The organism is Bradyrhizobium sp. BR2003, assembly GCF_009720285.1.
Taxonomy (GTDB): Bacteria; Pseudomonadota; Alphaproteobacteria; order Rhizobiales; family Xanthobacteraceae; genus Bradyrhizobium; species Bradyrhizobium elkanii.
Window position 1 is genome coordinate 276819 of the sequence record NZ_SMYJ01000030.1, and the last position, 24080, is coordinate 300898.

27 protein-coding genes and 1 other RNA gene are annotated in these 24080 nt (G+C 65.2%); 6 read left to right on the top strand and 22 right to left on the bottom strand.

Going from position 1 to position 24080, the window contains the following annotated elements; translation table 11 throughout:
* The first annotated feature begins 1 nt into the window (after position 1).
* Positions 2-442: a hypothetical protein gene (locus E2I15_RS25675; protein WP_137476875.1), complete on the top strand. Its 441-nt coding sequence runs from the start codon at positions 2-4 to the stop codon at positions 440-442.
* 278 nt (positions 443-720) lie between these two features.
* On the opposite strand, the gene E2I15_RS25680 is transcribed toward E2I15_RS25675, so the two are convergent.
* From E2I15_RS25680 to E2I15_RS25705, 6 genes are all read right to left on the bottom strand, one after another.
* Entirely contained in the window at positions 721-1131 is a 411-nt protein-coding gene (locus tag E2I15_RS25680) for a VOC family protein (RefSeq protein WP_137476874.1), read from the bottom strand.
* Positions 1132-1250: 119 nt separating this feature from the next.
* Positions 1251-1787 (bottom strand): SRPBCC family protein, encoded by a 537-nt coding sequence (locus tag E2I15_RS25685; protein WP_155262563.1) that lies wholly within the window; start codon positions 1785-1787, stop codon positions 1251-1253.
* Positions 1788-1820: 33 nt separating this feature from the next.
* On the bottom strand, positions 1821-2231 hold the full coding sequence (locus E2I15_RS25690; protein ID WP_137476872.1) for a DoxX family protein: 411 nt from the start codon (positions 2229-2231) through the stop codon (positions 1821-1823).
* 341 nt (positions 2232-2572) lie between these two features.
* Entirely contained in the window at positions 2573-3850 is a 1278-nt protein-coding gene (locus tag E2I15_RS25695; RefSeq protein WP_137476871.1) for an RNA polymerase sigma factor, read from the bottom strand.
* Complete coding sequence (locus tag E2I15_RS25700; RefSeq protein WP_137476870.1) at positions 3847-4215, bottom strand: YciI family protein; 369 nt, start codon at positions 4213-4215, stop codon at positions 3847-3849. The genes E2I15_RS25695 and E2I15_RS25700 overlap by 4 nt, the downstream gene beginning before the upstream one ends.
* A gap of 189 nt (positions 4216-4404) precedes the next feature.
* Positions 4405-4698, bottom strand: coding sequence for a hypothetical protein (locus tag E2I15_RS25705; protein WP_137476869.1), 294 nt, complete (start codon positions 4696-4698; stop codon positions 4405-4407).
* 88 nt (positions 4699-4786) lie between these two features.
* Between E2I15_RS25705 and E2I15_RS25710 the strand changes: the two genes are divergently transcribed.
* Entirely contained in the window at positions 4787-5752 is a 966-nt protein-coding gene (locus E2I15_RS25710; protein ID WP_137476868.1) for a 2-hydroxyacid dehydrogenase, read from the top strand.
* 265 nt (positions 5753-6017) lie between these two features.
* Here the strand turns inward: E2I15_RS25710 and E2I15_RS25715 are convergent, their stop codons facing one another.
* Both E2I15_RS25715 and E2I15_RS25720 read right to left on the bottom strand, forming a co-directional pair.
* Positions 6018-6671: a dihydrofolate reductase family protein gene (locus E2I15_RS25715; protein ID WP_137476867.1), complete on the bottom strand. Its 654-nt coding sequence runs from the start codon at positions 6669-6671 to the stop codon at positions 6018-6020.
* A gap of 90 nt (positions 6672-6761) precedes the next feature.
* Positions 6762-7421 (bottom strand): TetR/AcrR family transcriptional regulator, encoded by a 660-nt coding sequence (locus tag E2I15_RS25720; RefSeq protein WP_137476866.1) that lies wholly within the window; start codon positions 7419-7421, stop codon positions 6762-6764.
* A 93-nt stretch (positions 7422-7514) separates the two neighbouring features.
* Here E2I15_RS25720 and E2I15_RS25725 point away from each other — a divergent pair, with 93 nt between their 5' ends.
* On the top strand, positions 7515-8159 hold the full coding sequence (locus tag E2I15_RS25725) for a glutathione binding-like protein (protein ID WP_137476865.1): 645 nt from the start codon (positions 7515-7517) through the stop codon (positions 8157-8159).
* A gap of 94 nt (positions 8160-8253) precedes the next feature.
* Here E2I15_RS25725 and tolA read toward each other — a convergent pair whose 3' ends face one another.
* From tolA to E2I15_RS25770, 9 genes are all read right to left on the bottom strand, one after another.
* The gene (tolA, locus tag E2I15_RS39880) at positions 8254-8736 is read right to left on the bottom strand and encodes a cell envelope integrity protein TolA (RefSeq protein WP_502707190.1); all 483 of its coding nucleotides are present in this window, start codon (positions 8734-8736) and stop codon (positions 8254-8256) included.
* Positions 8737-8968: 232 nt separating this feature from the next.
* On the bottom strand, positions 8969-9436 hold the full coding sequence (locus tag E2I15_RS25735) for a nuclear transport factor 2 family protein (protein WP_137476863.1): 468 nt from the start codon (positions 9434-9436) through the stop codon (positions 8969-8971).
* 80 nt (positions 9437-9516) lie between these two features.
* Entirely contained in the window at positions 9517-9966 is a 450-nt protein-coding gene (gene ybgC, locus E2I15_RS25740; RefSeq protein WP_028332822.1) for a tol-pal system-associated acyl-CoA thioesterase, read from the bottom strand.
* Between the two features lie 100 nt (positions 9967-10066).
* Complete coding sequence (locus tag E2I15_RS25745; protein ID WP_137476862.1) at positions 10067-10684, bottom strand: class I SAM-dependent methyltransferase; 618 nt, start codon at positions 10682-10684, stop codon at positions 10067-10069.
* Positions 10685-10898: 214 nt separating this feature from the next.
* Positions 10899-11816 (bottom strand): metallophosphoesterase, encoded by a 918-nt coding sequence (locus E2I15_RS25750; RefSeq protein ID WP_137476861.1) that lies wholly within the window; start codon positions 11814-11816, stop codon positions 10899-10901.
* 238 nt (positions 11817-12054) lie between these two features.
* On the bottom strand, positions 12055-13104 hold the full coding sequence (gene ruvB, locus E2I15_RS25755) for a Holliday junction branch migration DNA helicase RuvB (RefSeq protein WP_137476860.1): 1050 nt from the start codon (positions 13102-13104) through the stop codon (positions 12055-12057).
* Between the two features lie 196 nt (positions 13105-13300).
* Positions 13301-13918, bottom strand: a complete 618-nt coding sequence (gene ruvA, locus E2I15_RS25760; RefSeq protein WP_018269684.1) for a Holliday junction branch migration protein RuvA — start codon at positions 13916-13918, stop codon at positions 13301-13303.
* A complete protein-coding gene (gene ruvC / locus E2I15_RS25765; RefSeq protein WP_137476859.1) occupies positions 13915-14442 on the bottom strand; it encodes a crossover junction endodeoxyribonuclease RuvC in 528 nt (175 codons plus the stop codon). The genes ruvA and ruvC overlap by 4 nt, the downstream gene beginning before the upstream one ends.
* Before the next feature lie 164 nt (positions 14443-14606).
* Positions 14607-15353 (bottom strand): YebC/PmpR family DNA-binding transcriptional regulator, encoded by a 747-nt coding sequence (locus E2I15_RS25770; protein ID WP_016842553.1) that lies wholly within the window; start codon positions 15351-15353, stop codon positions 14607-14609.
* Positions 15354-15564: 211 nt separating this feature from the next.
* On the opposite strand from E2I15_RS25770, the gene E2I15_RS25775 reads away from it, so the two are divergent.
* Entirely contained in the window at positions 15565-17331 is a 1767-nt protein-coding gene (locus E2I15_RS25775; RefSeq protein ID WP_137476858.1) for a methyl-accepting chemotaxis protein, read from the top strand.
* Between the two features lie 197 nt (positions 17332-17528).
* Positions 17529-18953 (top strand): methyl-accepting chemotaxis protein, encoded by a 1425-nt coding sequence (locus tag E2I15_RS25780; protein ID WP_137476857.1) that lies wholly within the window; start codon positions 17529-17531, stop codon positions 18951-18953.
* 243 nt (positions 18954-19196) lie between these two features.
* Here the strand turns inward: E2I15_RS25780 and E2I15_RS25785 are convergent, their stop codons facing one another.
* The 5 genes from E2I15_RS25785 to E2I15_RS25805 all read right to left on the bottom strand — a co-directional run bounded on the left by E2I15_RS25785 (position 19197) and on the right by E2I15_RS25805 (position 21723).
* Entirely contained in the window at positions 19197-20021 is an 825-nt protein-coding gene (locus tag E2I15_RS25785; RefSeq protein ID WP_137476856.1) for a TIGR00282 family metallophosphoesterase, read from the bottom strand.
* 2 nt (positions 20022-20023) lie between these two features.
* A complete protein-coding gene (locus tag E2I15_RS25790) occupies positions 20024-20602 on the bottom strand; it encodes a 5-formyltetrahydrofolate cyclo-ligase (RefSeq protein ID WP_137476855.1) in 579 nt (192 codons plus the stop codon).
* Between the two features lie 171 nt (positions 20603-20773).
* Positions 20774-20934, bottom strand: a non-coding RNA gene (gene ssrS, locus E2I15_RS25795) — 6S RNA.
* A gap of 88 nt (positions 20935-21022) precedes the next feature.
* Complete coding sequence (locus E2I15_RS25800) at positions 21023-21406, bottom strand: cell division protein ZapA (RefSeq protein WP_028332812.1); 384 nt, start codon at positions 21404-21406, stop codon at positions 21023-21025.
* The gene (locus E2I15_RS25805) at positions 21403-21723 is read right to left on the bottom strand and encodes a DUF4164 domain-containing protein (RefSeq protein ID WP_018269681.1); all 321 of its coding nucleotides are present in this window, start codon (positions 21721-21723) and stop codon (positions 21403-21405) included. The genes E2I15_RS25800 and E2I15_RS25805 overlap by 4 nt, the downstream gene beginning before the upstream one ends.
* A gap of 330 nt (positions 21724-22053) precedes the next feature.
* Between E2I15_RS25805 and tkt the strand changes: the two genes are divergently transcribed.
* Positions 22054-24036 carry a transketolase gene (gene tkt, locus E2I15_RS25810; protein WP_137476854.1) on the top strand — a complete coding sequence of 661 codons (1983 nt, stop codon included), beginning with the start codon at positions 22054-22056 and terminating at the stop codon, positions 24034-24036.
* Positions 24037-24080 lie beyond the last annotated feature (44 nt).

Here is a 24080-nt window from a genome sequence, read left to right on the forward strand (position 1 = left end):
CATGCGCATCGGGGCGATTTGGACGATCTTGGGATTGGCGGCGGCGCTTTGCGCCAATATCTCCAGCGCCGAGGCCGATGTTCGTATCCTCGCCAGCCCCGGCGGGCAGGTCGGCCCGTTCATCGAACTGTTCGACAAGGTGCGCGAATCGGGCGAGCGCGTCGTGATCGACGGGCCCTGCCTGTCGGCCTGCACCCTGGTGCTGTCGATGGTGCCGGGCGACCGCATCTGCGTGACGCGGCGCGCCGTGCTCGGCTTCCACGCCGCACGCTCGATCGACCAGCGCGGCCGCACCTATGCAGAGCCGGAAGCGTCCGTGGCGGTGTTGCAAGCCTATCCGGCACCGGTGCGCGGCTGGATCGTCCGCCGCGGCGGCCTGACCTCGCGCCTGCTGCTGCTGCGCGGCCGCGAGCTCGCGGCGATCTATCCGCGGTGCAGGTGAGATTTGCAGTCTGTAGAGTGTCGTAGCCCGGATGATGCGAAGCGCAATCCGGGGGACTCCTTGCGCGGATTGGGTGCCCCGGATTTCGCTGCGCTCCATCCGGACTACGGCTCCCATCCCGTCATTCCGCGGTGCGAGTCTTGCGGCGCATTTGCGCCGCTGGGCGAGCCTCGAAGGATCAACGGCCACCAGCCGGGCCGTCGTGCTTCGCGACCGCCGCTACGCGGCCTCCTCAGCATGACGGGTAGGGAATGAGTTCGGCGGAATAGGCCGCCAACCTACATCCCCTGCGGACAGTTCACCATCCAGGGGATGCCGAACTGATCGACGCACATGCCGAAGCCGTTGGAGAAAAAGGTCTTGCCGAACGGCATCGTCACCGTGCCGCCTTCGGACAACGCCTTGAAGCGGCGTTCGGCCTCCGTGGGATCCTCGACCTGCAGCGCGACGTGAAAACCCTGCGGCTTCTGAAAGTGGCCGGGCGGGGCGTCGGAGGCCATGATGATCTCGCCGTCGATCGCGAGACGGGCGTGCATGATCTTGTCTTTCCAGCCGGGCGGCGTCTGCATCTCCGCACTGCCCTCGCCGTAGGGGAAGGTTTCCTCGATTCGCGCACCGAGAACCTTCTGGTAGAAGTTCAGCGCGGCGCCGCAATTTCCGTCGTAGGAGAGATAGGGGTTGACCTGCATCGCATGCTCCCTTGGGTCATTCGAGCCTCGTCCCGGTGGTATCGGAGCGAGGGCTCTGGATTGTTATCTTGACACGTTTTCTCGGCGCGATCCGTTAAACCACTTCGCGCGAAAACGCGCTATTTTTCCGTCAGCTTCTTCAGATTGGCGAGACCGGCCTCGAAATCCTTGCCGATCATGTGATCCAGGTTCATGAACACCTGCATCACCTTCGACATGAAGACGGCCGGACCATACATGGTCCATGTGACGCTGGTCGCATCTCCCTGCGGCAGCATTGTGAACTCGGCGGTGTTGTGACCCTCGAACGGCTTGATGAAGTCGAGCTTGATGACGACCTTCGACGGCGCGGAGGATTGCAGGATCTCCATGCGGCCGGCGCCGACATTCTTGTTGCCGTCCCAGGCATAGACCGCACCCTGGCCGCGCCCGGCGCCGCCATAGATCCGCTTCATGGCCGGATCCCGGTTCTCGTAGGGCGACCAGGCCGTCCACTGATGGAAATCGTCGATCAATGGAAAGATCCGCTCGGCCGGCGCGTTGATGCTGGTCGCACGCGTGACGCGGAACGTGCCCGGCTTGGTCGCCGCGAGGACAAGGATGACGGCAATCGCGACGACGAGGACAATCGCGATGACGGCAATGGTCTCCAACATGACGGTCTCCACAAGAATGGATTGAACAATACCTCACCGGCGAAACGGAAGCATTGCGCGCAGATTGCCGTCGCGCAGATAGAGCCCGCCCCACAGCATCAGCCCGAGATAGAGCCCGAACAGCGTGTGGGTGAACAGCGGGCTGCCGATCCGCACATGCGATGCGATCGCGCCGCCGAGATAGCCGGTGAGCAGGATGGCGCCGAGGATCGAGGTCGGCGGCACCGAGTAGAGCAGCGTGCAGACGATGGTGATGATGCCGAGGCTGCGCGCCAGCGCATCGCTCGCGCCGAAGCCCATCCTGTCCATGGTCTCGGTGACGACCGACAGCGGCACCAGCTTGATCGCGCCGTCGAACAGCAGGAACAGGACGACCACGCCGCTCATGACGCGACCGGTGATGCAGGCGGGCTTTGAGACTTCGGTGTCGACGATCGTCGGCATGACAGGCTCCGTATCGCTTGGTGATGCTCTCTGCCTTCATGACGAACGGCGGAGTACGGGGCCGACAGATCGCGACAAGATTTTTCGCAGGCATGACCGGAGTTGCGAGAACGACGCACACATCGATCAATCCGCCCGGGGCTTACCCCTCTCCCCAGCCCTCCCCCCCAAGGGGGGAGGGAGCCTGACTAGCGTGCTCACCTCACCCAATCGGCAGGCGTTGTTCTTGCCCTCGCGTGAGGGACGCATCGGCGGAAGGGTTCCCTCTCCCCTTGCGGGAGAGGGGTACCGCACGGGAGGTTTCTCAACTTGCACTCGGACGAGGCACGACCATGCGAGCGCTACTTCGCCTTCGCGTTGCGCGGCTGGCTGTCGCGCATCAGGCGGTCGATGTGCATGCGGATGTGGGCGGCTTCGGCGGTGGTGTTGGCGAGCGCGATGGCGCGGTCGAAGGCGATGCGGGCCTCCTCGTTGCGACCGAGCTGCATCAGGAAGGCGCCGCGCACGCCGAAATAATGGAAGTAATTGGCAAGCCGCGGCGCCAAGGGCTCGATCATCTCGAGCGCGGCTTCCGGCCCCTTCACCTTGGAGACTGCAACGGCGCGGTTGAGCGTGATCACCGGCGACGGCTGCATGACCTCGAGCGCGCCGTACAGCAGATCGATCTGGGTCCAGTCGGTATCCTCGGGCTTTTCCGCACGGGCGTGCAGCGCTGCGATCGCCGCCTGCACCTGATAGGGCCCGCTGCGGCGGTGACGCATCGCCTTGTCGATCAGCGCGAGGCCCTCGGCGATCTGCTTCTGATTCCACAGGCTGCGGTCCTGGTCGTCGAGCAGGATCACCTGGCCATCGGCGTCGAAGCGCGCCTCAGCGCGGGCATGCTGCAGCAACAGCAGCGCGGTGAGCCCCATGATCTCGGGCTCGCTCTGGAACAGCCGCAGCAGCAGGCGGGCGAGGCGAATCGCCTCCTCGCACAGCGGCGCGCGGATTTCGGCGGTGTCGCCGCTCGCCGAATAGCCCTCGTTGAAGATCAAGTAGATCATCGCCGCGACCGAGGCGAGCCGCTCGCTGCGCTCGACCGCGCCCGGCGTCTCGAACGGCACGTTGGCATCGGCGACGCGCGCCTTGGCCCGCGTGATGCGCTGCTCCATCGCCGCTTCCGAGACCAAAAAGGCGCGCGCGATCTGCTTCACCGTGAGACCTGAGACGATGCGCAGCGCGAGCGCGATCTGCTGCGTCGCCGGCAGATCCTTGTGACAGCAGATGAAGAGCAGCCGCAGGATGTCGTCGCGGTAGTGCGAGCCGTCGAGCCGCTCGGCGATCTCGTCCTCGGCGTCGTCGAGGTCGGAGATCGCCTGGTCGTCGTCGGGCAGCGGCTGCTGCTTCTTGTTGCGGCGGACCTCGTCGATCGCAACGTTGCGGCCGACCATGATCAGCCACGCCGCGGGATCGCGCGGCGGACCGTTCTGCGGCCAACTCTTGAGCGCCCGCAGGCAGGCGTTCTGGAACGCTTCCTCGGCGGTGTCGAGATTGCGGAAATAGCGCAGCAGTGCGCCGACCGCCTGGGGACGCGCGGACGTCAACGCAGCATCGATCCAGGCGGTGTCGGTCACGCTCACGCCTTGGTACCCCCCTGACTGAAGTAGCCGACCGGGCGGATCTCATAGGTGCCGCCGGGATTGGCCTCGCCGAGGTCGCGGGCGATATCGAGCACCTCGTCGAGGTTCTTGCCCTCGACCAGATAGAAGCCGAGCAACTGTTCCTTGGTTTCGGCGAACGGGCCGTCCAGCACCAGCGGCGGATTTTCCTTGCGCAGCGTGGTCGCCGCAGTGGTCGGCAACAGTCGCGCCACCGGGCCGAGCTTGCCCTGCTTGGCGAGCTTGTCCTGCACGACGGACAGTTTCTGCATGACGGAGGCGTCGTGTTCCTTGCTCCAGGAGCCGACCATGTCTTCGTCATGATAGCAGAGGATGGCGTACAGCATCGAAAAGGCATCTCCGTTCATTGCAAGAACGAACGATTATGCCCGCTGCCGACAGGTGGCGCGAAAGAAATTTAGGTTCCGGATGCCGGCGTTGGACTTTGATCGAGGCACCATGGCGAGCTTCGACGGACGGGATGTTTGTCGCGGCGACGGCGCGTCAGGCCGTCGCCGCGACGATGAAACCTGCGGTTACCAATAGACGCCGTAGCGGGCGGCGATCCGGCGCGCCTTGGCTTCATCGCTCTCGCGATGGCGGATGTGGCTCCTCGTCACCGGACGGGACGCCGGCTGCCGCTGGGACTGCACGGGTTGCGCCTGGGCCTGCGATTGGACCGGCCGGGCTTTGCCCTGCGCTTGAGCAACGGCCGGTTGCGCCTGAGCCGGCGCATCAGCGTTTGCGAGCATGAGGCCGCGGCTTTGATCGGCGTGGGGCGTGGCGACGGCGGCGAGGATGAAAGCCGACACCACGATCAGTTTGCGCATGGAAGTTCTCCCCTGTTGATGGCAGGAGATTGAGAGCGGGCCGGACCCGCTCTGTGATATCAATCACATTGACGTTGGAGGTATCGGGATGGGTAAGGGCGCACTGGCGCTGCTGATCAATGGCGGCTCGGAGAACTGGTCGTCGGCGCGCTGGAAGGCGCGGTTCGACGCGGTCTGCTCGGACCGCCCGGTGGTGCTGCTGCCGGACGGCGCGTTCGATCCCGCCGAGGTGCATTACGCCGCGGTGTGGAAGCCGAAGCCGGGCGAGCTCGCGGCGTTCAAGAACCTGCGCGTCATCTTCAATCTCGGCGCCGGGGTCGACGCGCTGATGGCCGATCGCTCGCTGCCCGACGTGCCGCTGGTGCGGGTCGCGGTCTCCGATCTCACCGACCGCATGACCGAATATGTCGTGCTGCATGTGCTGATGCATCACCGCCAGGAGCTCTATTTGCGCGAGTCGCAGCGGCTGAAGCGCTGGGCGCCGGACTATCAATGGGCCGCGAGCGCGATCACCGTCGGCGTCATGGGGCTCGGCACGCTCGGCGCCGCCTCGGCGCAGGCACTGCGCGCGCTCGGCTTTCGCGTCGTCGGCTGGAGCCGCAGCGAGAAGCGGATCGACGGCATCGCCTGCTACCACGGCGCCGATGGGCTCGACACGTTTCTGCGCGAGACCAACATCCTGGTCTGCCTGCTGCCGCTGACGCCGGATACGCGGCATGTGCTCAACTGCGACGCGTTCGCGAAGCTGAACCGCAAGAGCCCGCTCGGCGCGCCCGTCATCATCAATGCCGGCCGCGGCGGCTTGCAGAACGAGGCCGACATCCTGCGCGCGCTCGATGACGGCACGCTGGGCGCCGCCTCGCTCGACGTCTTCGAGACCGAGCCGCTGCCCGAGGCGAGCCCGTTCTGGAGCCACCCGAAGGTGGTGCTGACGCCGCACAACGCCGCCGACACCGACGCCGACGAGATCTCGAAATATGTCGCGCAGCAGATCGCGCGTTTCGAGGCCGGCGGCACGCTGGAAAACCTCGTCGATCGCAAGCGGGGGTATTAGCACCTGCGTGCAGCCTGGATGCAGCGAAGCGAAATCCGGGGTTCTTTGCGCCGGGCCAACCGCTCCCGGATTGCGCTGCGCTCCATCCGGGCTACGAAACCGGCGATTGCGGAATCGCGCGTGAGCGTCTTTGCGAGGAGCGCAGCGACGACGCAATCCATCGTACCGCGTATGCGGAGACATAAGCTGCTTCGCGGAACCTGTCATCCGGCGGCGCTTCGCGCCGACCGGGTGGCTCGCAATGACGGACAAGATGCACGGCTGACTAAGACGCCTTGCGCGCGAAGGTGACGTGGGTCGCGTGCGGGCTCGCGACATGCGAGACGACGGCATAGCCGAGGGCGGGCAGATCAAGACCTGCGAACAAATTCTCGCCGGCGCCGAGCACGACCGGCGGCAGCACCAGTTGCAACTCGTCGAGCAGGCGCGCCTGCAAAAATTGCCGCACCACCGAGACCCCACCGCCGACGCGGATATCCTTGTCGCCGGCAACGGCGCGCGCCCGCTCGAGCGCCGCGCGCATGCCGTCGGTCACGAAGCGGAACGTGGTGCCGCCTTCCATCTCGATGTCGGGCCGCGCGTGATGGGTCAGCACGAACACCGGCGTGTGGTACGGCGGGTTGTTGCCCCACCAGCCTTTCCAGGCATGATCCGGCCACGGCCCGCGGATCGGGCCGAACATGTTGCGCCCCATGATCCAGGCGCCGATCCCCTCCATCGACTTGCGGGCGATCTCGTCGTCGAGGCCGGTGGAGCCGCCGTCCTGGCCAATCATCGCGCGAAAGGTTCGCGTCTCGAAGAACCAGGCGGCGGGCAGCGCCAGGCCGCCGACGCCGAACGGATGTTCGAGGCTCTGATTCAGCGCCGCGCCAAATCCGTCGATCGAGACCGTGAATACTGAAGTCCTGACTTTTCCCATGATGTTCCGCTTCCGTGAGTGGGGAGACCTTACGGAGGACGGGCGGGAAAGCCAGCGCCCGACATTTGCCCGGCAGGAACATTTGGGCGGCTATTTCGCCCCGCATAGCACGTCGATGGCGCCCTTCACGATCGCCTCGAGCTCCTTGCGCGGCACGCGGGCGCGGGCGCGGATCGCGATGGTGTGGATGGTGGCAGAGGCCAGATGCGCCAGCGACGCCGGATCGGTCCCCTCAGGCAACTGGCCGCGCTCCTTGGCGTGGCGGAAGCAGATGCCGAACGCCTTGTCGAGTTCGGTCAGGCCCTCGACCACCATGGTGCGGATGTCCGGATCCGACACCGCCTCGGACGCGGCCGTCATCACGGTGAAGCAACCGCGCGGGCCGGACTCGCCGGAGAGATAGATGTCGAGCGCGATGCGATAGATGCGATCGAGCCGCTCGCGCAGCGGCGCGTCGGCACGGAAGATGTCGACCATCGCGGCGCGCGCGTCGTCGCGATAGCGCTGGTAGCTCTTGATGTAGAGCTCGCGCTTGTCGCCGAACGCGCCATAGAGGCTCGGCCGGTTCATGCCGGTCGCTGCACTCAGATCGTCGAGCGAGGTCGCGGCAAAGCCGTCGCGCCTGAACAGGTCGAGTGCCTTGCCGAGCGCGACTTCGGGCTCATAGGCGCGCGGCCGCCCGCGCCGCTTCGGCGCGACGGGCGCTGCAAATTTGGCAGCAGATGGCGGCTTCTTATTTTTTTGTACCATTTCGCATTAAATTCCTTGACCGGACAAATATTATCCAGGACAGTACAAAAATCAACAACGGCCGGACACCCGCGCCAGACACCGGAGGCACCCATGGACCTTTATTTCTCGCCCCTCGCCTGCTCGATGGCGACCCGCGTCGCGCTCTATGAAGCCGGCCAGCCGGCCAATTATCTCGAGGTCGACCCGAAGACCAAGGCGGTGCGCAACGACGGCTCCGACTTCAACAAGGTCAACCCGCTCGGGCTGGTGCCGACGCTGCGCACCGACGACGGCATCGTGCTGACCGAGAACGCCGCAATCCTGCAATATGTCGCCGACCAGTTTCCGCGCGCCGGCATCGGCACCGCATCGAACGCCGAGCGTTCAAAGCTGCATCAATGGCTGTGCTTCATCGGCACCGAGCTGCACAAGGGCCTGTTCCTGCCGCTGCTCGACAAAAAGGCACCGCCGGAAGCCAAGAGCTACGCGCTCGAGAAATACGCCTCGCGGCTCGACTATCTCGAGGACCATCTGAAGGGCCGCGACTACCTGCTCGACCATTTCAGCGTCGCCGACGCCTATCTCGTCACCGTCATCAACTGGACCATGGCGACACCGCCGATCGAGCTCGCAAAATGGCCGGCGCTGAAGGCCTATTACGAACGCCTGCGCACCCGGCCCTCGGTCGCAAAGGCGCTCGCGGAGGAGTTCGAGCTCTACAAGGCCGAGATCGCGCGGCACAAGGCTGCCGCGTAGGGCTTCTCACGGCACCGTCTCCTCTCCACCTCCCCGTTCGGGGAGAGGGTCAGGGCGAAGGGTTGCTACCGCAAATGCGCCGCTTGCTGCTAGATCAGCATCCCCGGCAAATCGAAAGCTTGCGGGTGTTGGAGAGCTCATCCGCAGGCTCGCCCTTTCCTGTGGCAGGAGGCGGCACGTCCATGAAGACTGGCTGGAATTTCTTCCATTGATCGTAGTATTCCGCCGGCAACGCGTACGGCTGGCATTCAGTGATCGCTCGCAGCGCACTGTTTTGATAAGCCTGAGCATAGCCTGACATGGCCGGCTTGCTCCCTGGCAACACCACAGGTTGCCCATCGAGCTTGCCCTCTCGGGTCAGCTCGATCATGAACTCAACCCTTATACTCGCTGCATCGCTTCCGACGCGTGGAGGTCTCCTCCAACACCTCTCGAGCTGATGTCTGAACATCGACCCCCAAGTATCGGCCTCGCGCATTTCATTCCTCGCTGCGCTTGGCTGGATAGGAACGGCTATGAAGACCGTCGCGAGGAGGAGGCCTGCGAGCGCAACGGCGGCAGGACGTTCAATTGGCATATAATAAGGTCCGGTAGACGCGGTGAGGTTGCAACGCGGACCAGAATAAACCGACCCTCATCGAGACCCGCAATCGTTTTCGATGAGCCGGCACAAACGCGCCATAGCCCGGATGGAGCCAACGGGTCGCGCGAACGTGCGCCCGATGACAGGCTCCGCGCAATCCGGGAACGCTAGCGACAGGAGAAGCTGCCCCGGATTTCGCTGCGCTGCATCCGGGCTACGGGGCCGATCAGAACGGCTCCGGCCCGAGGCCCGGGACGTCGACCGGACGCGGGCCCGGGGCGGGCCAATGGAAGCGGCGGTCCTTCTCTGCGATCGCGATGTCGTTGATCGAGGCTTCGCGGCGGCGCATCAGGCCGTGCTCGTCGAACTCCCACTGCTCGTTGCCGTAGGAACGAAACCAGTTGCCGGCGGCGTCGTGCCATTCGTACTGGAAGCGCACCGCGATGCGATTGCCGTCGAACGCCCAGAGATCCTTGATCAGGCGATACTCCTGCTCCTTCTCCCATTTGCGGGTCAGGAAGGCCACGATCGCATCGCGGCCCTGAAACACCTCGGAGCGATTGCGCCAGCGGCTGTCCTCGGTGTAGGCGCCGGCGACCCGAACCGGGTCGCGCGAATTCCAGGCATCCTCCGCCATGCGCGCCTTCTGCGCGGCGGTCTCACGGGTAAAGGGCGGCAGTGGCGGGCGTGACATCGGCGATTCCTCGTTGTTGGCATCGCAAATCTATCGCCGCGCGGCACAGAGTCGATGGGGCATTCGCTATCGCCCCATAGTCAGGCCAGATCGGCCTTCATCAGCGCGCGAATAGCCTTCGGAATCGGCTGCGCGCGGCCGCCGCTGATGAAGGCGACGCGGACCTCGGCCTTCACAAGCACGTCATCGCCGCGCCGGACTTCCTGAGCGAGCATGATGGAGGCGCCCTTCACCGCGATCGGCCACGTCACGACGTCGAGCACGTCGTCCATCCGCGCCGGCTTGAGGAAGTCGAGCGTCATCGAGCGCACGACAAAGGCGAAGCCGCCGGTCTCCTCCTGCGCTTCATCGAACAGCGCCTGCTGCTCGGCGCCCATCAGGCGGAGATGATTGGTGCGGCCGCGCTCCATGAAGCGCAGGTAATTGGCGTGATAGACGATGCCCGAAAAATCGGTGTCTTCGTAATAGACGCGGACCTGCATATGGTGGCGGCCGTCGCGGATCTGGCCGTCGAGAATGGGTGAAGTCACGTGCAGCCCCCGATTGCGCAAAACTCCGGTTCGTATTGCGCAAAATCGCCGGCCAACGCAAGCGCAGTCGGGAAATTCCACGATCGTCCGGCGGTCTCGATCAGGCGATCTTCTGGAATACCTTGTTTTTGACGACCTCTTGATAACGGTGATCTCTTCTGACGAGGTCATCGACGATCATCTTGACTTGATAGGCGTCGATCTGCTCGTCGGTGTACTGATCGCCGATGACCGGAATTTTCGCAGGATCGAGCGACGACCCCCGCAGGCGCCATTCATAGTCGTCGAAATCCATGTAACCGCCGACCTTGAGCAGTCGATCGCACAAGAAGAAATTCAAGGCGTCGACAGCAACCGTATGCGCGCCGTCGAGAAAGCAATAGTCATAGATCGGAGCGCCCTCATGCTGCTTGATCAGCTTCATGAGAGACCAGTTGTAGGAATCGTTGAACTTCTGGGTGTTGCCGAAATATGAGATCTTGTTGGGGTAAGCGCTGAGCTTTGTCTCTGCGCGCTGAACCGCCTCGTTGAAATCGAAAAGGTGCAGTTCGCACTCAGGAAACAGTTGGCAGACGATTCTTGCCGTATCCGCCATGTAGATTCCAAATTCGGCGTAACAGAACGTCTGTTCACGGCCGAAAACGGTTTTCATGAATTCGTAGGTGCCTGCCGTCCCGTGGACGCCAACGACAAGCTTGCTCGGATACCAATTCTGCATTTCGCCCACCCGTTTCAGCCGACCCTAGATTACAACCTAAGGTACAACTGCATCCCGACGCGGTCAAAGGCCCACGGGTGCGTCAACAGGCATCGGCACAGGGAACTGAGCGAGCACAACGCCTCCGGAACCTCAGGAAGATTAATCTGTTCCCGGGCGCGATGCACGAAGCTTCGGCCCGCATTGCGAAAATCGCAGACCGATGCCCGTGTGATCAGGACACCAGCGGCCCCTTTGCGCCAAGCGTGACCTGCACGATCTCGGGCGGCACGCCGAGGCGGACCGGCATGATGCTGCAGCCGAGGCCGCCGGAGACCACGACGTCGCATTTCAGCTTGATATGGCCATAGGCAAGCCGCATGCCGTGCTTCACCGGCACCGCCGGAGACCAGCCGAGCAGCCGGACCTGGCCGCCATGGGTGTGGCCGGACAGCTGCAACGCGACGCGCGAGGGCACGCGGAGCGCGACGTCGGGCTCATGCGCGAGCAGGATCACCGGCGCGTTGTCAGTGACCTTGGCAAGCGTCGCGTTGAGATCGTCGACGCCGATCCGCGAGACCTGGCGATAGGGCCGCGCCGCCATGAAGGCGAGCTGGTCGCCGAGACCGGCGAGCCAGAACGGACGGCCGTCCTTGGCGAGCCGCACCGCGTCGTTCTCATAGACCGGAATCCCGGCCCGCTCCAGCGCGCGGCGCGCGAGCGGGATGCCGCGCCCCAAGCGCTGTACCGCCTTGTCTTCCCAGTAGTCGTGGTTGCCGAGCACGGCGTGTACGCCGAGCGGCGCCTTCAGGCCCTTCAGCTCCGCGGCCCAGTCGGAGGCCGGAATGAAGCGGGTGACGTGGCGCAGCCCCGCGACATAGTCGCCGAGCAGCACGATGATGTCGGGGTTCAGGGCGTTTGTCCGCTCGACGATCTCAGCGATGCGATCGAGCGACATCCAGGGATCGCAGGCGTGGATGTCGGCGAGTGCGGCGATCTTGAGCGGAAAGTCCGCCGGCCATTGCCGCGGCGAGAGGTCGTAGCGCGTGAGCGCGAGGCGGACGACCGGCTCGCTCAAGCCATAGGCCGCGGTCGAAGCGGTGGCGGCGGTCAACCCGCCGAACCCGCGCAGAAAATGACGACGTGAAATCATGGACGTGCGATCGGTGATGCCTGGCGCTTGTGGAAAACACTCGGGGCTATCATAGGCCCTTTGATTAGAGCGAAATTGGGCCGCGCTAGTGCAGACGGTCTGCAGAGATGCCGCAATGGTTAGCGGGCAAGGTTATCGGCAAGCGCGACGCGCCGCATCAGCACGTCATTCACGTCTTTGGGAGCGGAGGCCTTTTGTTCGAGCATGAAAACCGCTTCGCGCTCTTCCGGATCATGCGTCAGTCCTCGTCGCCATTGCCGCCGAACAGGCCGAACTGCGAGGGATCGCGGTTCGGCTCGGCGAGGCCGAGATGGCGAAAGGCGTGCGAGGTCAGGAGCCGGCCACGCGGGGTGCGCTGCAGATAGCCGCACTGGATCAGATAGGGCTCGATGATGTCCTCGATCGCATCGCGCGGCTCCGACAGCGCCGCCGCCATGGTCTCGACGCCGACCGGCCCGCCGCCATAGTTCAGGGCGATGGTGGTGAGATAGCGCCGGTCCATCGCATCGAGCCCGGCGCTGTCGACCTCGAGCGCGCTCAGCGCCCGGTCGGCGATGCCGCGGTCGACGGAATCGGCGTCCGCCGCGGAGGCAAAGTCGCGCACCCGGCGCAGCAGGCGGCCGGCAATGCGCGGCGTGCCGCGGGCGCGGCGCGCGATCTCGTTGGCGCCATCCGGGCTCATGCCGATGTTCAGCACGCGGGCGCCGCGGGTGACGATCTTCTCGAGCTCTGCCTCGGTGTAGAAATTGAGCCGGATCGGAATGCCGAAGCGGTCGCGCAACGGATTGGTGAGCAGCCCCGCACGCGTCGTCGCGCCGACCAGGGTGAATTTCGACAGCTCGATTTTCACCGAGCGCGCCGCCGGACCTTCGCCGATGATCAGGTCGAGCTGAAAGTCCTCCATCGCGGGATAGAGCACTTCCTCGACCGCCGGGCTGAGGCGATGGATCTCGTCGATGAACAGCACGTCCCGCTCTTCGAGATTAGTCAGCAGCGCCGCGAGATCGCCGGCCTTCGCAATGACCGGCCCGGAGGTGGCACGAAAGCCGACGCCGAGCTCGCGCGCGACGATCTGCGCCAGCGTGGTCTTGCCGAGGCCGGGCGGACCGACGAACAGCACGTGATCGAGCGCCTCGCCGCGCTTCTTCGCGGCCTCGATGAAGATCGAGAGATTCTTGCGCGCCTGGGCCTGGCCGACGAACTCCGTCAGCGATTGCGGCCGCAGCGCGGTGTCGCCGACATCGTCGGAGCGGCGTTCGGGCGAGACCATGCGCGAGGGCGTGTTCATGATGCGAGACTAACACGAGGTGGTTGTTCTCCCTCGCTCCGCTCTTGCGGGGAGAGGGTTGGGGTGAGGGGCTGCTTCCGCGAACAAGGTGCATGTTGAGACCTGTACCCCCTCACCCGGATCGCATCTGCGATGCGATCCGACCCCTCCCCGCAAGCGGGGCGAGGTGAAGAAGAGAGGCGCTCTAATGCACAAGTCACTTCGACAGTTCCTTCAGGCCCAGCCGGATCAGTTGCGCGGTCTCGGCCTTCTCACCGGCGCTGCGCGAGGCGGCGGCGATGGCGGCGGCGGCCTGAGGCTGGCCGTAGCCGAGATTGACCAGCGCCGAGATCGCGTCGGTGACCGGACGCGGCGCGCGGTTGTTGTCAATCGCGCCCGAAAGGTGCACCACCGCGGGATCGACATCGGCAAAGCCCGGCGCCTTGTCCTTCAATTCGCTGACGATGCGCTCGGCGACCTTCGGCCCGACCCCGGGCGTCCGCGCCACCGCCGCCTTGTCGCGCAGCGCGATGGCGTTGGCGAGATCGGTCGGCGGCAGCGTGCCGAGCACCGCGAGCGCGACCTTGGCGCCGACCCCCTGCACGGTCTGCAGCAGGCGAAACCATTCGCGCTCATGATCCGAGCGGAAGCCGAACAGTTTGATCTGATCCTCGCGGACATAGGTCTCGATCGAGAGCACGGCGGCCCCGCCCGGCGACGGCAGCGCCTGCAACGTGCGACCGGCGCAATGAACCTGATAACCGACGCCGCCGACGTCGAGGATCACGTAATCCTCGCCATAGGAATCGATCAGGCCCTTCAGCTTGCCGATCATAGGTTCGCGACCCTGAGGCGCAGCGCGGTGCTCTGGCGGTGATGCGCGTGGGTGATCGCGACCGCGAGCGCGTCGGCGGCGTCGGCGGACGGCGGCTCGGCTTTCGGCAGCAGGATCTTCAGCATCACCTGGATCTGGCTCTTCTCGGCATGTCCGGCGCCGACCACGGTCTTCTTGACCTGGTTCGGCGCGTATTCGGCGACCGAGATACCGAACATTGCGGGCGCCAGCATGGCGACGCCGCGCGCCTGGCCGAGCTTCAGCGTGGCCACGCCGTCCTTGTTGACAAAGGTCTGCTCGACCGCCGCCTCCACCGGTCGGTGGTCGGCGAGCACAGCAGCCAGCCCCTCATGGATCGCAAGCAGCCGGTTCGCCAGCGGCAGATCGTCCGGCGGCTCGACCGAACCGCAGGCGATGTAGACCAGACGGTTGCCTTCGGTTTCGATCACCCCCCAGCCGGTGCGGCGGAGACCCGGATCGATACCGATGATGCGGACGGGAGAGCGAATCGGCTGGGATGTCATGGGCTAGTGATACCGCCTGCGCCGGGAGAACGAAACACAAACGGAGCCTCATACCCGGGAAAGCACAACATCCCGCAAATCGTCATGCGCAGGCTTGACCGCGCATCCATCGATCCTTTGGTTTTGATGGATTGCCGGGTCACGCCCGGCGACGACAAAGCAAACTACCCGCCCATCTTCGCGATCAGCGCGTCGGACACCTCGAAATTGGCGAACACGTTCTGCACGTCGTCGTGCTCGTTGAGCAGGTCCATCAGCTTCAGCAATTTTTCGCCGGTCTCGTCGTCGACCGCGACGGTGTTCTGCGGCTTCCAGGTCAGCGCCGCCTTGCGCGGCTCGCCGAACTTCGCCTCCAGCGCTTTGGCCACTTCGCGGAACGTGTCCTGCGAGGCGTAGACCTCATGGCCGCCCTCGCTGGAGACCACGTCGTCGGCGCCGGCCTCGATCGCGGCGTCCAGCATGGCGTCGTCGGAGGCGACCTTGGCGTCGTATTCGATGATGCCGGTGCGGTCGAACATGAAGGCGACCGAGCCGGTTTCGCCGAGATTGCCGCCGGATTTGGTGAAGAAGGAGCGGATGTCGGAGGCGGCACGGTTGCGGTTGTCGGTCAGCGCCTCGACGATCACGGCGACGCCGCCGGGGCCATAACCCTCGTAGCGGATCTCGTCGTAGTTCTCGCCCTCATTGCCCGCCGCCTTCTTGATGGCGCGGTCGATATTGTCCTTGGGCATGTTCTCGGCGCGGGCCGCGACCACGGCGGCGCGCAGCCGCGGATTCATCGCCGGGTCCGGGGTGCCGAGCTTGGCCGCCACGGTGATTTCGCGGGCCAGCTTGCCGAAAAGCTTCGACTTCTGGGCATCCTGCCGGCCCTTGCGGTGCATGATGTTCTTGAATTGGGAATGGCCGGCCATGCGACGTCTCTTCGGAGCTTAGGGTCTGAACGGGGATGGAAAACGCGGCCTTATAGGCCCCCCACGATCAAAATCAAAGGATCGGCGGGGCCCTCCAGCGGAGGAATACTACCGCAAGCCGGAATATGAGGCACTTGTTAACCATGACTTCATGCCCGGGTGCGAGGATCGCCCGTCCCGCCGCAACTTTCCAGAGCCCCAAAGAGCCCACATGGCGTTCGGTCTGTTTCGAAAGCACGTGCCGGAGCCGGCTGCGCCGGCCGTCGCGCCGCAGGTTCCAACCGCGGCCGCCGCCGCTGAGGTCTCGACCGAGGCTGATTCGGCCAAGGATTCGTCCAAGGAGATCCTGGAATTGCTGGAACTCGAGCTCGGCGCGATGATCCGCCAGCTCGAACGCGCCGCGAGTTCGGTCGCCGACGGCGCCGAGGCGACGGCAGCCAAGCTCGCGACCATCCGCGCCCGCACCGACGCGCTGACCGGCCGCAGCAGCGATGCGCAGAGCACCGCGACGACGTTCTCGCAAGCCGCCGACCGCTTCACCCACTCCGCCGAGGGCATCGGGGCGCAGGTGCGCAGCGCGAGCCAGCTCGCCGACGACGCCGCGGGCGCGGCGCGCGAGGCCACCGCCAATGTCGATCGCCTGCGCGAGTCTTCAGCCGCAATCGGCAACGTCGTCAATCTGATCGCGCAGATCGCGCGGCAGACCACGCTGCTGGCGTTGAACTCGACGATCGAGGCGGCGCGCGCCGGAGCCGCCGGCAAGGGCTTTGCGGTGGTCGCAACCGAGGTCAAGGCGCTGGCGGTGCAGACCCAGAGCGCGACCGAGGAGATCACCCGCAAGATCGAGGCGTTGCAGAAGGACGCCACCGGATCCGCGGACGCGGTGCACCGCATCTCGCAGGCGATCGAAAAGATCCGCCCGGTGTTCGAGAACGTCAACGGCGCGGTCGCCGAGCAGAATGAAATCACCGGCGAGATGGGCCAGAACGCCGCTTCCGCCTCGAACTTCATCGTCTCGGTCGGCACCAGCGCCGGCGAGATCGATTCGGCAACGCGCGAAGCCGCCGCGCATGGCGACAATGTCGCCAAGGCCGGCAAGGCGGTGACCGCCTTCGCCCAGAAGCTGAAAGCGCGTTGCGCGGTGCTGCTGCGCCAGGACGAGCGCGGCGATCCGCGCAAGAACGAGCGCTTGCCCTGCAGCCTCAAGATCGAGATCACGACCGCGCGCGGCATCGTCACGGCGCCGGTCTACGAGATCGCGATGGACGGCATCCTGATCGGCGGACCCGATGCCGAGAAGCTGCCGACGCAGGAGACTCTGAACGCGACATTGCAGGAGATCGGCGCGTGCCGGATCCGGATCGGCGAGCGCTCCAAGGCGGGCAGCCAGGCCCGCTTCGAGGCGGCAACCGCCCAGCTGCGCGAAAAAATCGAAGACCGGATGTGGGCGATCCACGAGGAGAACGCCGAGCTCGTGACCCGCGCGATCGAAGCCGGCGGCACGCTGAGCAAGATGTTCGAGAACGGGCTGGCGAGCGGCGCGATCACGATCGCCGACATGTTCGACACCGACTATGTCGAGATCGCAGGCACCAACCCGGTGCAGTACCGCACCAAAATGCTGGACTGGGCGGAGCGCACGCTGCCGGCGTTCCAGGAGGCGTTCCTCGCCAGGGACAGGCGAATGGCGTTCTGCGTGATGATCGACCAGAACGGCTATCTGCCGGTCCATAACAAGCTCTACTCGCAGCCGCAGCGGCCGGGCGACGTGGCATACAACACCGCCAACAGCCGCAACCGCCGCATCTTCAACGACGCCGCGGGTCTCGCCGCCGGCCGCAACCAGCGCGCCTATCTGATCCAGACCTATGCGCGCGACATGGGAGGCGGCAACACGGTGATGATGCGCGAGATCGACGTACCGATCCGCGTGCGCGGCCGGCATTGGGGCGGGTTCCGCACCGCCTACAAGCTTTAAACGCTTCGTAGCCCGGATGGAGCGAAGCGTAATCCGGGGCACGTGTTTCCACGGGCGGGAGCCCCCGGATTTCGCTGCGCTGCATCCGGACTACACAGTGCGCGCTCAGGCAAGACCGGCAGCGCGAATCACGCTCTAGTTTTGAATGGAAATGCATTGGCGGGCCAGCGGGCCGCTGTGACAGAGGAAGTGCTGATATGTCGGCCGCGCAGCTTGCAGTTCTGGATACGCCATCGGACCGAACGCTGGCCGAGCGGCTGGTGGACCAGCTCGCCGACCGCATCGGCGGCCTCGGGGTGGAACTCGCCGACATCGCCGGCAACGTCCAGGAGGTCGCGAACCGCGTCAGCACCCAGTCCGAGCGCTTCCATCATCTGCAGACGACGGCCGAGACCATGGTCGCCGCCAATCACGACATCGCCAACGCATCGCAGGCGGTGCAAACGACTGCATCCGCCGCGGTCGGCCAGATCGCGGAGTCCCGCCATGTGGTCGAGACGGCGGTCAGCCATATTGCCGAGCTCGTCGCAGCGGTCGGACGGATCGAGGCGCGGCTCGCCGCGGTCGGCTCCGCGCTGAGCCAGGTCGCCAAGGTCTCCGGGTCGATCGAGGCGATCGCCAAGCAGACCAATCTGCTGGCGCTCAATGCCACCATCGAGGCGGCGCGCGCCGGCACCGCCGGCCGCGGCTTTGCCGTGGTCGCGAGCGAAGTGAAGAACCTTGCGGAAGCGACCCGCCAGGCGACGCATCAGATTTCCGACACCGTGCGCGATCTCGACGGCCAGATCGGCAGCCTGATCGGCGAGAGCAGCGATGCCTCGTTGCGCGCCAAGAGCGCCGGCGAAGGCGCGCAGCAGATTTCGGGCATCATCATGCGCGTGCAGGAAGGCTTCTCATCCGTCGGCGCCGAGATCGGCAGCGTGGCGCGCGCCGCGACCTCCAATCTCGGCCATTGCGACAGCGTGATCGCGGAGCTGAACGAGCTGGCCAAGGGCGTCGATCTCTCCTCGCGCGACCTCAAGCACGCCGACAGCCGCGTCGCAAAACTGCTCGAGCTCTCCGAGAGCCTGATCGTGACCATCGCCGACAGCGGCGTCGAGACCAGTGACACGCCGCTGATCCGCGTCGTGATCGACACCGCAAGGCAGATTTCAGAGCTGTTCGAGAATGCCGTCGCGCGCGGCGAGATCACGCTCGCGCAATTGATGGACGAGAATTATCGCGAGATCGCCGGCACCAATCCGAAGCAGTATCTGACCGACTACGTCGCGTTTACCGACCGGGTGCTGCCCGCGATCCAGGATCCGATCCAGAAGAGCGACCCGCGCATCGTGTTCTGCGTCGCCTGGGCGCGCAGCGGCTATCTGCCGACCCACAATCCGAACTACCGGCAGCCGCAGGGACCGGACCCGGTCTGGAACAACGCCAATTGCCGCAACCGCCGCCTGTTCAACGACCGCGCGGTGAGCAAGGTCGCGGCCAACACGAAGCCGTTCCTGCTGCAGACCTATCGCCGCGACATGGGCGGCGGCAATTTCGTGCTGATGAAGGACCTGTCGTCGCCGATCGTGGTGAACGGCCGCCACTGGGGCGCATTCCGGATGGGTTTTCGGCAGGGCTAGGCCAGCCCCTTGGCCGGGACGGGGGCCGCACTGCCAAAATATGGAAAACAACCCCATGCAAAGGAGGCCGGCTGCCGGCGCTCGACACTGCACTTGACACGTCGGGCAACTCAGAAGTATTCTTCTATTATTCCGAAATGACTTGTAGCCCGGATGAAGCGAAGCGCAATCGGGGAATCTCGCAATCTCAAAGACCGGTCCCGGATTGCGCTTCGCTGCATCCGGGGGGCTACGGTAACTTCACTACGTCCAGAATCCCGGCACCGCGGGCTCGAGCCGCCCGCCGGCGCGCACCGGCGCGACCTTCACCGCGAGCCCGGTCGCGTCGTCGGTCTCGACCGCGACGCCGCTCAGCGTGGCCACACCGCCCGCCGGCTCGAACCGGCCGGAGGGAATGCCGGTGAGGAAGCGCTGCAGTGGCTCCTCCTTCTGCATGCCGATCACCGAGTCATAGTCGCCGGTCATGCCGGCATCGCTCATATAGGCGGTGCCGCCGGGCAGCACCTGATGATCTGATGTCGGCACATGGGTATGGGTACCGACCACGAGGCTGACGCGGCCGTCGCAGAAGAAGCCGATGCCCTGCTTCTCGCTGGTCGCCTCGGCGTGGAAATCGACCACGATGGCGTCACAGCCTTGGCGCAGCGGGCAGGCCTCGAGCTCGCGCTCGATGGCGCTGAACGGATCGTTCGAGGATGGCTCCATGAAGACGCGGCCGATCGCATTGATGACCAGCGCGCGCTTGCCGCTCTTGGTATCGACCAGCGTGGCGCCGCGGCCGGGCGAATGGCGCGGGAAATTCAACGGGCGGATCAGGCGCGGCGCGCGCTCGATGAAGACCAGCGCCTCCTTCTGATTCCAGGCGTGGTTGCCGAGCGTGATCGCATCGGCGCCGGCATCGAGCAGCTCCTGATAGATCGCCTCGGTGATGCCGAAGCCGCCGGCGGAATTTTCGCCATTGACGACCACGAGATCGAGCGACCAGTCCCTGATCATGCCGGGAAGGTGGTCGGCGATGGCGGTGCGGCCGGTCCTGCCGACGACGTCACCAACGAAGAGAATTCGCAAGGCTAGCTACTCCGGAAATCGAACGTCTTGCGCTCCGTTAGCACAAAATCGAGCGGGACGTCGTGCGACAGCGCCGGAATCGCCTTGGTTTCCTGTGCAGCAAAGGCAAGTCCGACCCCGATCACATGCTTGGCCTTGCGCAGATGCGCGAAGGTATAGTCGTAATAGCCGGCGCCGTAGCCGATGCGGTGACCGAGCTTGTCGAATGCCGCGAGCGGCACCAGCATCACGTCCGGATGCACCTCGGCGGCGGCCGGCGACGGCTCGGGAATGCCGAGCGGCCCGAGCATCAGCCGGTCCTGCGGCGACCAGCTGCGGAAGGTCAACGACTGGCCGCGCGCATTGATGCAGGGCAGCGCGAGCCGCGCGCCCTTGTCGGCAAGCTTCTTCATCAACGGCGCCGGATCGAGCTCGCTGCGGATCGGCGCATAGCCCGAGACGATCATGCCCTGCGCGATCTCGAACGGCGCGCCGCGCTTGGCGAGCGCTTCGGCAGCCGTCGCGCGCTGCTCGTCGCTCAGCGCATCGCGCTTGGCGAGAGCAAGTGCCCGGAGCTCGGCCTTCGATGGAGATGCGTGCATGATCCATCTTCCGCTGTCGTCGTCCGCGACAACGGACGATCCATCATTCCAGAGACGCTAGCTTTCGTTAAGGCCAGGCCGCGGCGCGCTGGACGCCCCGTATCGCGGGGCACAACACTGCTAGATAATTCAACCGCCGCAGCGCGACGACAAGGCAACAGCAAAAATCAGTGCGAAGCCGCAGAGGCCGTTGGAGCGCTCGATCCCGGAGTTCCCTACGAAAGTAGGTGGGCACCATATGTCCGGGTCCACGGACCCGGCCAGGGACAGTTCCCTAAAGGATCGATAAGGCCCCGGGGATATATGGCTCCTGACGCACGACGCAGCTTCGCGGGGGCTAATCTAGCCATCGTTGCCGCAATCCGCCAGCGGTAAGGAAGACGCAGTCACCCTCCCCTGGAGGGGGAGGGTGAAGAAAAATCACCCGATCGCGATGCCGCCGCCGATGGTGCGGTTGAGCACCTGCGTGGTGCGCTCGATTCGCTCGGCGGCGGCGTTGAGCGCGTTGGAGACCGCGGTCTGGGTCGCGCGGGCGCGGTCGATCGCGGCAACGCGCGCATTGCGCAGCTGCTCGACCTCTTCCTCGAGGCTGCGGATGCGAGCGCTGGCGTCGACCAGTTCGTCGCAGGCGGTGAGCGCCGCCATCACCGTCAGCCGCGCATCGCCGATCTCGCCGAACTTGCCGCGCAGCGATTCCACGCGCTGCTGGAGATTTTCCGCGAGCTTCAGCAGCCGCACCTCCTGGCCCTCCTCGCAGGCCATCCGGTATTGCCGGCCATTGATGGTGACGTTGATGTGGCTCATCTGCTGTCTCCGCCGTCGAGCACGGCGCGAATGCTGCCGATTGCCGCGTCGAGTTTTTCCGCGATCTCGCGATTGGCACGTTCGAGCTTGCGCGTCTTCACCAGCGATCCGTCGAGCTCGTCGGCAAGCCGCGAGCGATCGGCGCCGAGTGCCTGGATCCGGCTCGCCAATTCGTTCTCGTCGCGGTCGGCCTCGCGGCGCCGCTCCACCGAACTCTCCAGCGCATCAAGCGCTGCCATCAGCCGCTTTGTCGCAGCATCGATATCGGCAAGCGGTGCCTCGGTATTGCCAGACCCGTTGGCGAGACGATCACTCATGACACGCGGCGTGGACCTTTCGGTTGGCTTGGTAGCCTGCTGCAGACAAGCCTGCCGCACGGCAAAACTGGCGGTTCGGCAAGCGTTTACGGGACGAAATTTACGTGGCAAGCGAGCCCAGCGCAACGGCGGCGCAGAACTATGCACCGTTGAATGAAATAGGGCGATTTCGGGCAACTTTTCCCCGTTTTGAGGCGTTTCATCGCCTTGGACTTGCGGAATTGAGGTGCTAATCCACCCCCAACCCGTAAGGCCATCCACGCGCGTATCGCGGCTGCCCGCCCCGATCCGTCCAGCAATCAGCTCCTCATTTTAGGCGGACTTTTCATCATGACGCAGGTCGATCACACCCGTATGGCCAATGCGATCCGTGGCCTTGCCATGGACGCCGTCGAGAAGGCGAATTCCGGCCATCCCGGCCTGCCGATGGGCGCCGCCGACATCGCGACCGTCCTGTTCACAAAATTCCTGAAATTCGATGCGGCCGACACGGCGTGGCCCGATCGCGACCGCTTCGTGCTCTCGGCCGGCCACGGCTCGATGCTGCTCTATTCGTTGCTGTACCTCACCGGCAACAAGGACATGACGCTCGACCAGCTCAAGCATTTCCGCCAGCTCGGATCTCTGACGCCGGGCCACCCCGAGAACTTCCACACCAAGGGCATCGAGACCACCACCGGTCCGCTCGGCCAGGGCATTGCGACCGCGGTCGGCATGGCGGTCGCCGAGAAGATGCTGGCCGCCGAGTTCGGCAAGAAGATCGTCAACCACCACACCTATGTGCTCGCCTCCGACGGCGACCTGATGGAGGGCATCTCGCAGGAAGCGATCGCGCTCGCCGGTGTCTGGCGGCTCAACAAGATGATCGTGCTGTACGACGACAATGGCATCTCGATCGACGGCCCGACCTCGATCTCCGATTCCGTCGATCAGGTGAAGCGCTTCAAGTCCGCAGGCTGGGCCGCCGAATTGATCGACGGCCACGATCCGCAGGCGATTGCCGCTGCGATCACCCGCGCGCAGAAATCCAACAAGCCCTCGATGATCGCCTGCAAGACCACGATCGGGTACGGCGCGCCGCACAAGGCCGGCACTGCCAAGGCGCATGGCGAGGCGCTCGGCGCCGACGAGCTCAAGGCGGCCAAGGAGAAGCTCGGCATCTCGCTCGAGCCGTTCTCGGTGCCTGACGATGTGCTGAAGGCCTGGCGCGAGGCAGGCGCCCGCGGCGCCGCCGAGCACAAGGCGTGGGACGAGCAATTCGCGCAGCTCGGCAGCCGCAAGCGCGCCGAGTTCGAACGCCGCATTCGTCACGAGCGGCCGCAGTCGCTCGCCAAGGGGCTGCGCGCCTTCAAGAAGGGGCTGCTGGAAAATCCGCTCAACGTCGCGACCCGCAAATCCTCGGAAGCTGCGATCGAGGTGATTGCGGCTGCGATGCCGATGGAGTTCGTGGCCGGCTCGGCCGACCTCACCGGCTCCAACAACAACAAGGCGAAGTCGGCGACGGCGTTCGGCGCCAAGACGCCGAAGGGCCGCTTCATCCATTACGGCGTCCGCGAGCACGGCATGGCCGCGTGCCTCAACGGCATCTTCCTGCACGGCGGCTTCGCGCCGAACGGCGCCACCTTCCTGGTGTTCACCGACTACGCGCGCGGCGCGATGCGGCTGTCGGCGCTGATGGGCACCGGCGTCGTCTATGTCATGACGCATGACTCGATCGGCCTCGGCGAGGACGGCCCGACGCACCAGCCGGTCGAGCATCTGTCCGCGCTGCGCGCGATGCCCAACATGCGCGTGTTCCGTCCCTGCGACGCAGTCGAGACCGCCGAGTGCTGGGAACTGGCGCTCAACCGCGTCGACGGACCGACAGTGCTGGCGCTGACCCGCCAGAACCTGCCGCAGCTCCGCACCACGGCGCCGAACGACAACCCGTGCAGCCACGGCGCCTATGAGCTGGTCGCAGCGCAGGGTGACGCAAAAGTGTCATTGTTCGCGTCGGGTTCCGAGGTCCAGATCGCGGTTGAGGCGCAGAAGCAGCTCGCCGGACGCGGCATCGCGACACGGGTGGTCTCGGTCCCGTCGCTGGAATTGCTGCTGGCACAGCCCGCCGAGCGGCAAAATGCCATTATCGGCAACGCTCCGGTCAAGATCGCGATCGAGGCCGCGGTGCGCTGGGGCTGGGATGCCGTGATCGGCCATGACGGCGAATTCATCGGCATGCACGGATTTGGCGCCAGCGCCCCGGCGAAGGACCTTTTCCGGCATTTCGGCATTACTGCTGAAGCCGTCGTTAACGCTGCCACGAAGCGCGTCTGACGCTGGCCTGACACCCGCGGGCCAAGGTTGAGCTTGTCGCAAAA

Excerpts from the sequence above, each read along its gene's own strand:
- E2I15_RS25675 (WP_137476875.1), top strand. The coding sequence starts at position 2 with ATGCGCATCGGGGCGATTTGGACGATCTTGGGATTGGCGGCGGCGCTT.
- E2I15_RS25680 (WP_137476874.1), bottom strand. The coding sequence starts at position 1,131 with ATGCAGGTCAACCCCTATCTCTCCTACGACGGAAATTGCGGCGCCGCG.
- E2I15_RS25685 (WP_155262563.1), bottom strand. The coding sequence starts at position 1,787 with ATGTTGGAGACCATTGCCGTCATCGCGATTGTCCTCGTCGTCGCGATT.
- E2I15_RS25690 (WP_137476872.1), bottom strand. The coding sequence starts at position 2,231 with ATGCCGACGATCGTCGACACCGAAGTCTCAAAGCCCGCCTGCATCACC.
- E2I15_RS25700 (WP_137476870.1), bottom strand. The coding sequence starts at position 4,215 with ATGCTGTACGCCATCCTCTGCTATCATGACGAAGACATGGTCGGCTCC.
- E2I15_RS25705 (WP_137476869.1), bottom strand. The coding sequence starts at position 4,698 with ATGCGCAAACTGATCGTGGTGTCGGCTTTCATCCTCGCCGCCGTCGCC.
- E2I15_RS25710 (WP_137476868.1), top strand. The coding sequence starts at position 4,787 with ATGGGTAAGGGCGCACTGGCGCTGCTGATCAATGGCGGCTCGGAGAAC.
- E2I15_RS25715 (WP_137476867.1), bottom strand. The coding sequence starts at position 6,671 with ATGGGAAAAGTCAGGACTTCAGTATTCACGGTCTCGATCGACGGATTT.
- E2I15_RS25720 (WP_137476866.1), bottom strand. The coding sequence starts at position 7,421 with ATGGTACAAAAAAATAAGAAGCCGCCATCTGCTGCCAAATTTGCAGCG.
- E2I15_RS25725 (WP_137476865.1), top strand. The coding sequence starts at position 7,515 with ATGGACCTTTATTTCTCGCCCCTCGCCTGCTCGATGGCGACCCGCGTC.
- tolA (WP_502707190.1), bottom strand. The coding sequence starts at position 8,736 with ATGCCAATTGAACGTCCTGCCGCCGTTGCGCTCGCAGGCCTCCTCCTC.
- E2I15_RS25735 (WP_137476863.1), bottom strand. The coding sequence starts at position 9,436 with ATGTCACGCCCGCCACTGCCGCCCTTTACCCGTGAGACCGCCGCGCAG.
- E2I15_RS25745 (WP_137476862.1), bottom strand. The coding sequence starts at position 10,684 with ATGCAGAATTGGTATCCGAGCAAGCTTGTCGTTGGCGTCCACGGGACG.
- E2I15_RS25750 (WP_137476861.1), bottom strand. The coding sequence starts at position 11,816 with ATGATTTCACGTCGTCATTTTCTGCGCGGGTTCGGCGGGTTGACCGCC.
- ruvB (WP_137476860.1), bottom strand. The coding sequence starts at position 13,104 with ATGAACACGCCCTCGCGCATGGTCTCGCCCGAACGCCGCTCCGACGAT.
- ruvA (WP_018269684.1), bottom strand. The coding sequence starts at position 13,918 with ATGATCGGCAAGCTGAAGGGCCTGATCGATTCCTATGGCGAGGATTAC.
- ruvC (WP_137476859.1), bottom strand. The coding sequence starts at position 14,442 with ATGACATCCCAGCCGATTCGCTCTCCCGTCCGCATCATCGGTATCGAT.
- E2I15_RS25770 (WP_016842553.1), bottom strand. The coding sequence starts at position 15,353 with ATGGCCGGCCATTCCCAATTCAAGAACATCATGCACCGCAAGGGCCGG.
- E2I15_RS25775 (WP_137476858.1), top strand. The coding sequence starts at position 15,565 with ATGGCGTTCGGTCTGTTTCGAAAGCACGTGCCGGAGCCGGCTGCGCCG.
- E2I15_RS25780 (WP_137476857.1), top strand. The coding sequence starts at position 17,529 with ATGTCGGCCGCGCAGCTTGCAGTTCTGGATACGCCATCGGACCGAACG.
- E2I15_RS25790 (WP_137476855.1), bottom strand. The coding sequence starts at position 20,602 with ATGCACGCATCTCCATCGAAGGCCGAGCTCCGGGCACTTGCTCTCGCC.
- E2I15_RS25800 (WP_028332812.1), bottom strand. The coding sequence starts at position 21,406 with ATGAGCCACATCAACGTCACCATCAATGGCCGGCAATACCGGATGGCC.
- E2I15_RS25805 (WP_018269681.1), bottom strand. The coding sequence starts at position 21,723 with ATGAGTGATCGTCTCGCCAACGGGTCTGGCAATACCGAGGCACCGCTT.
- tkt (WP_137476854.1), top strand. The coding sequence starts at position 22,054 with ATGACGCAGGTCGATCACACCCGTATGGCCAATGCGATCCGTGGCCTT.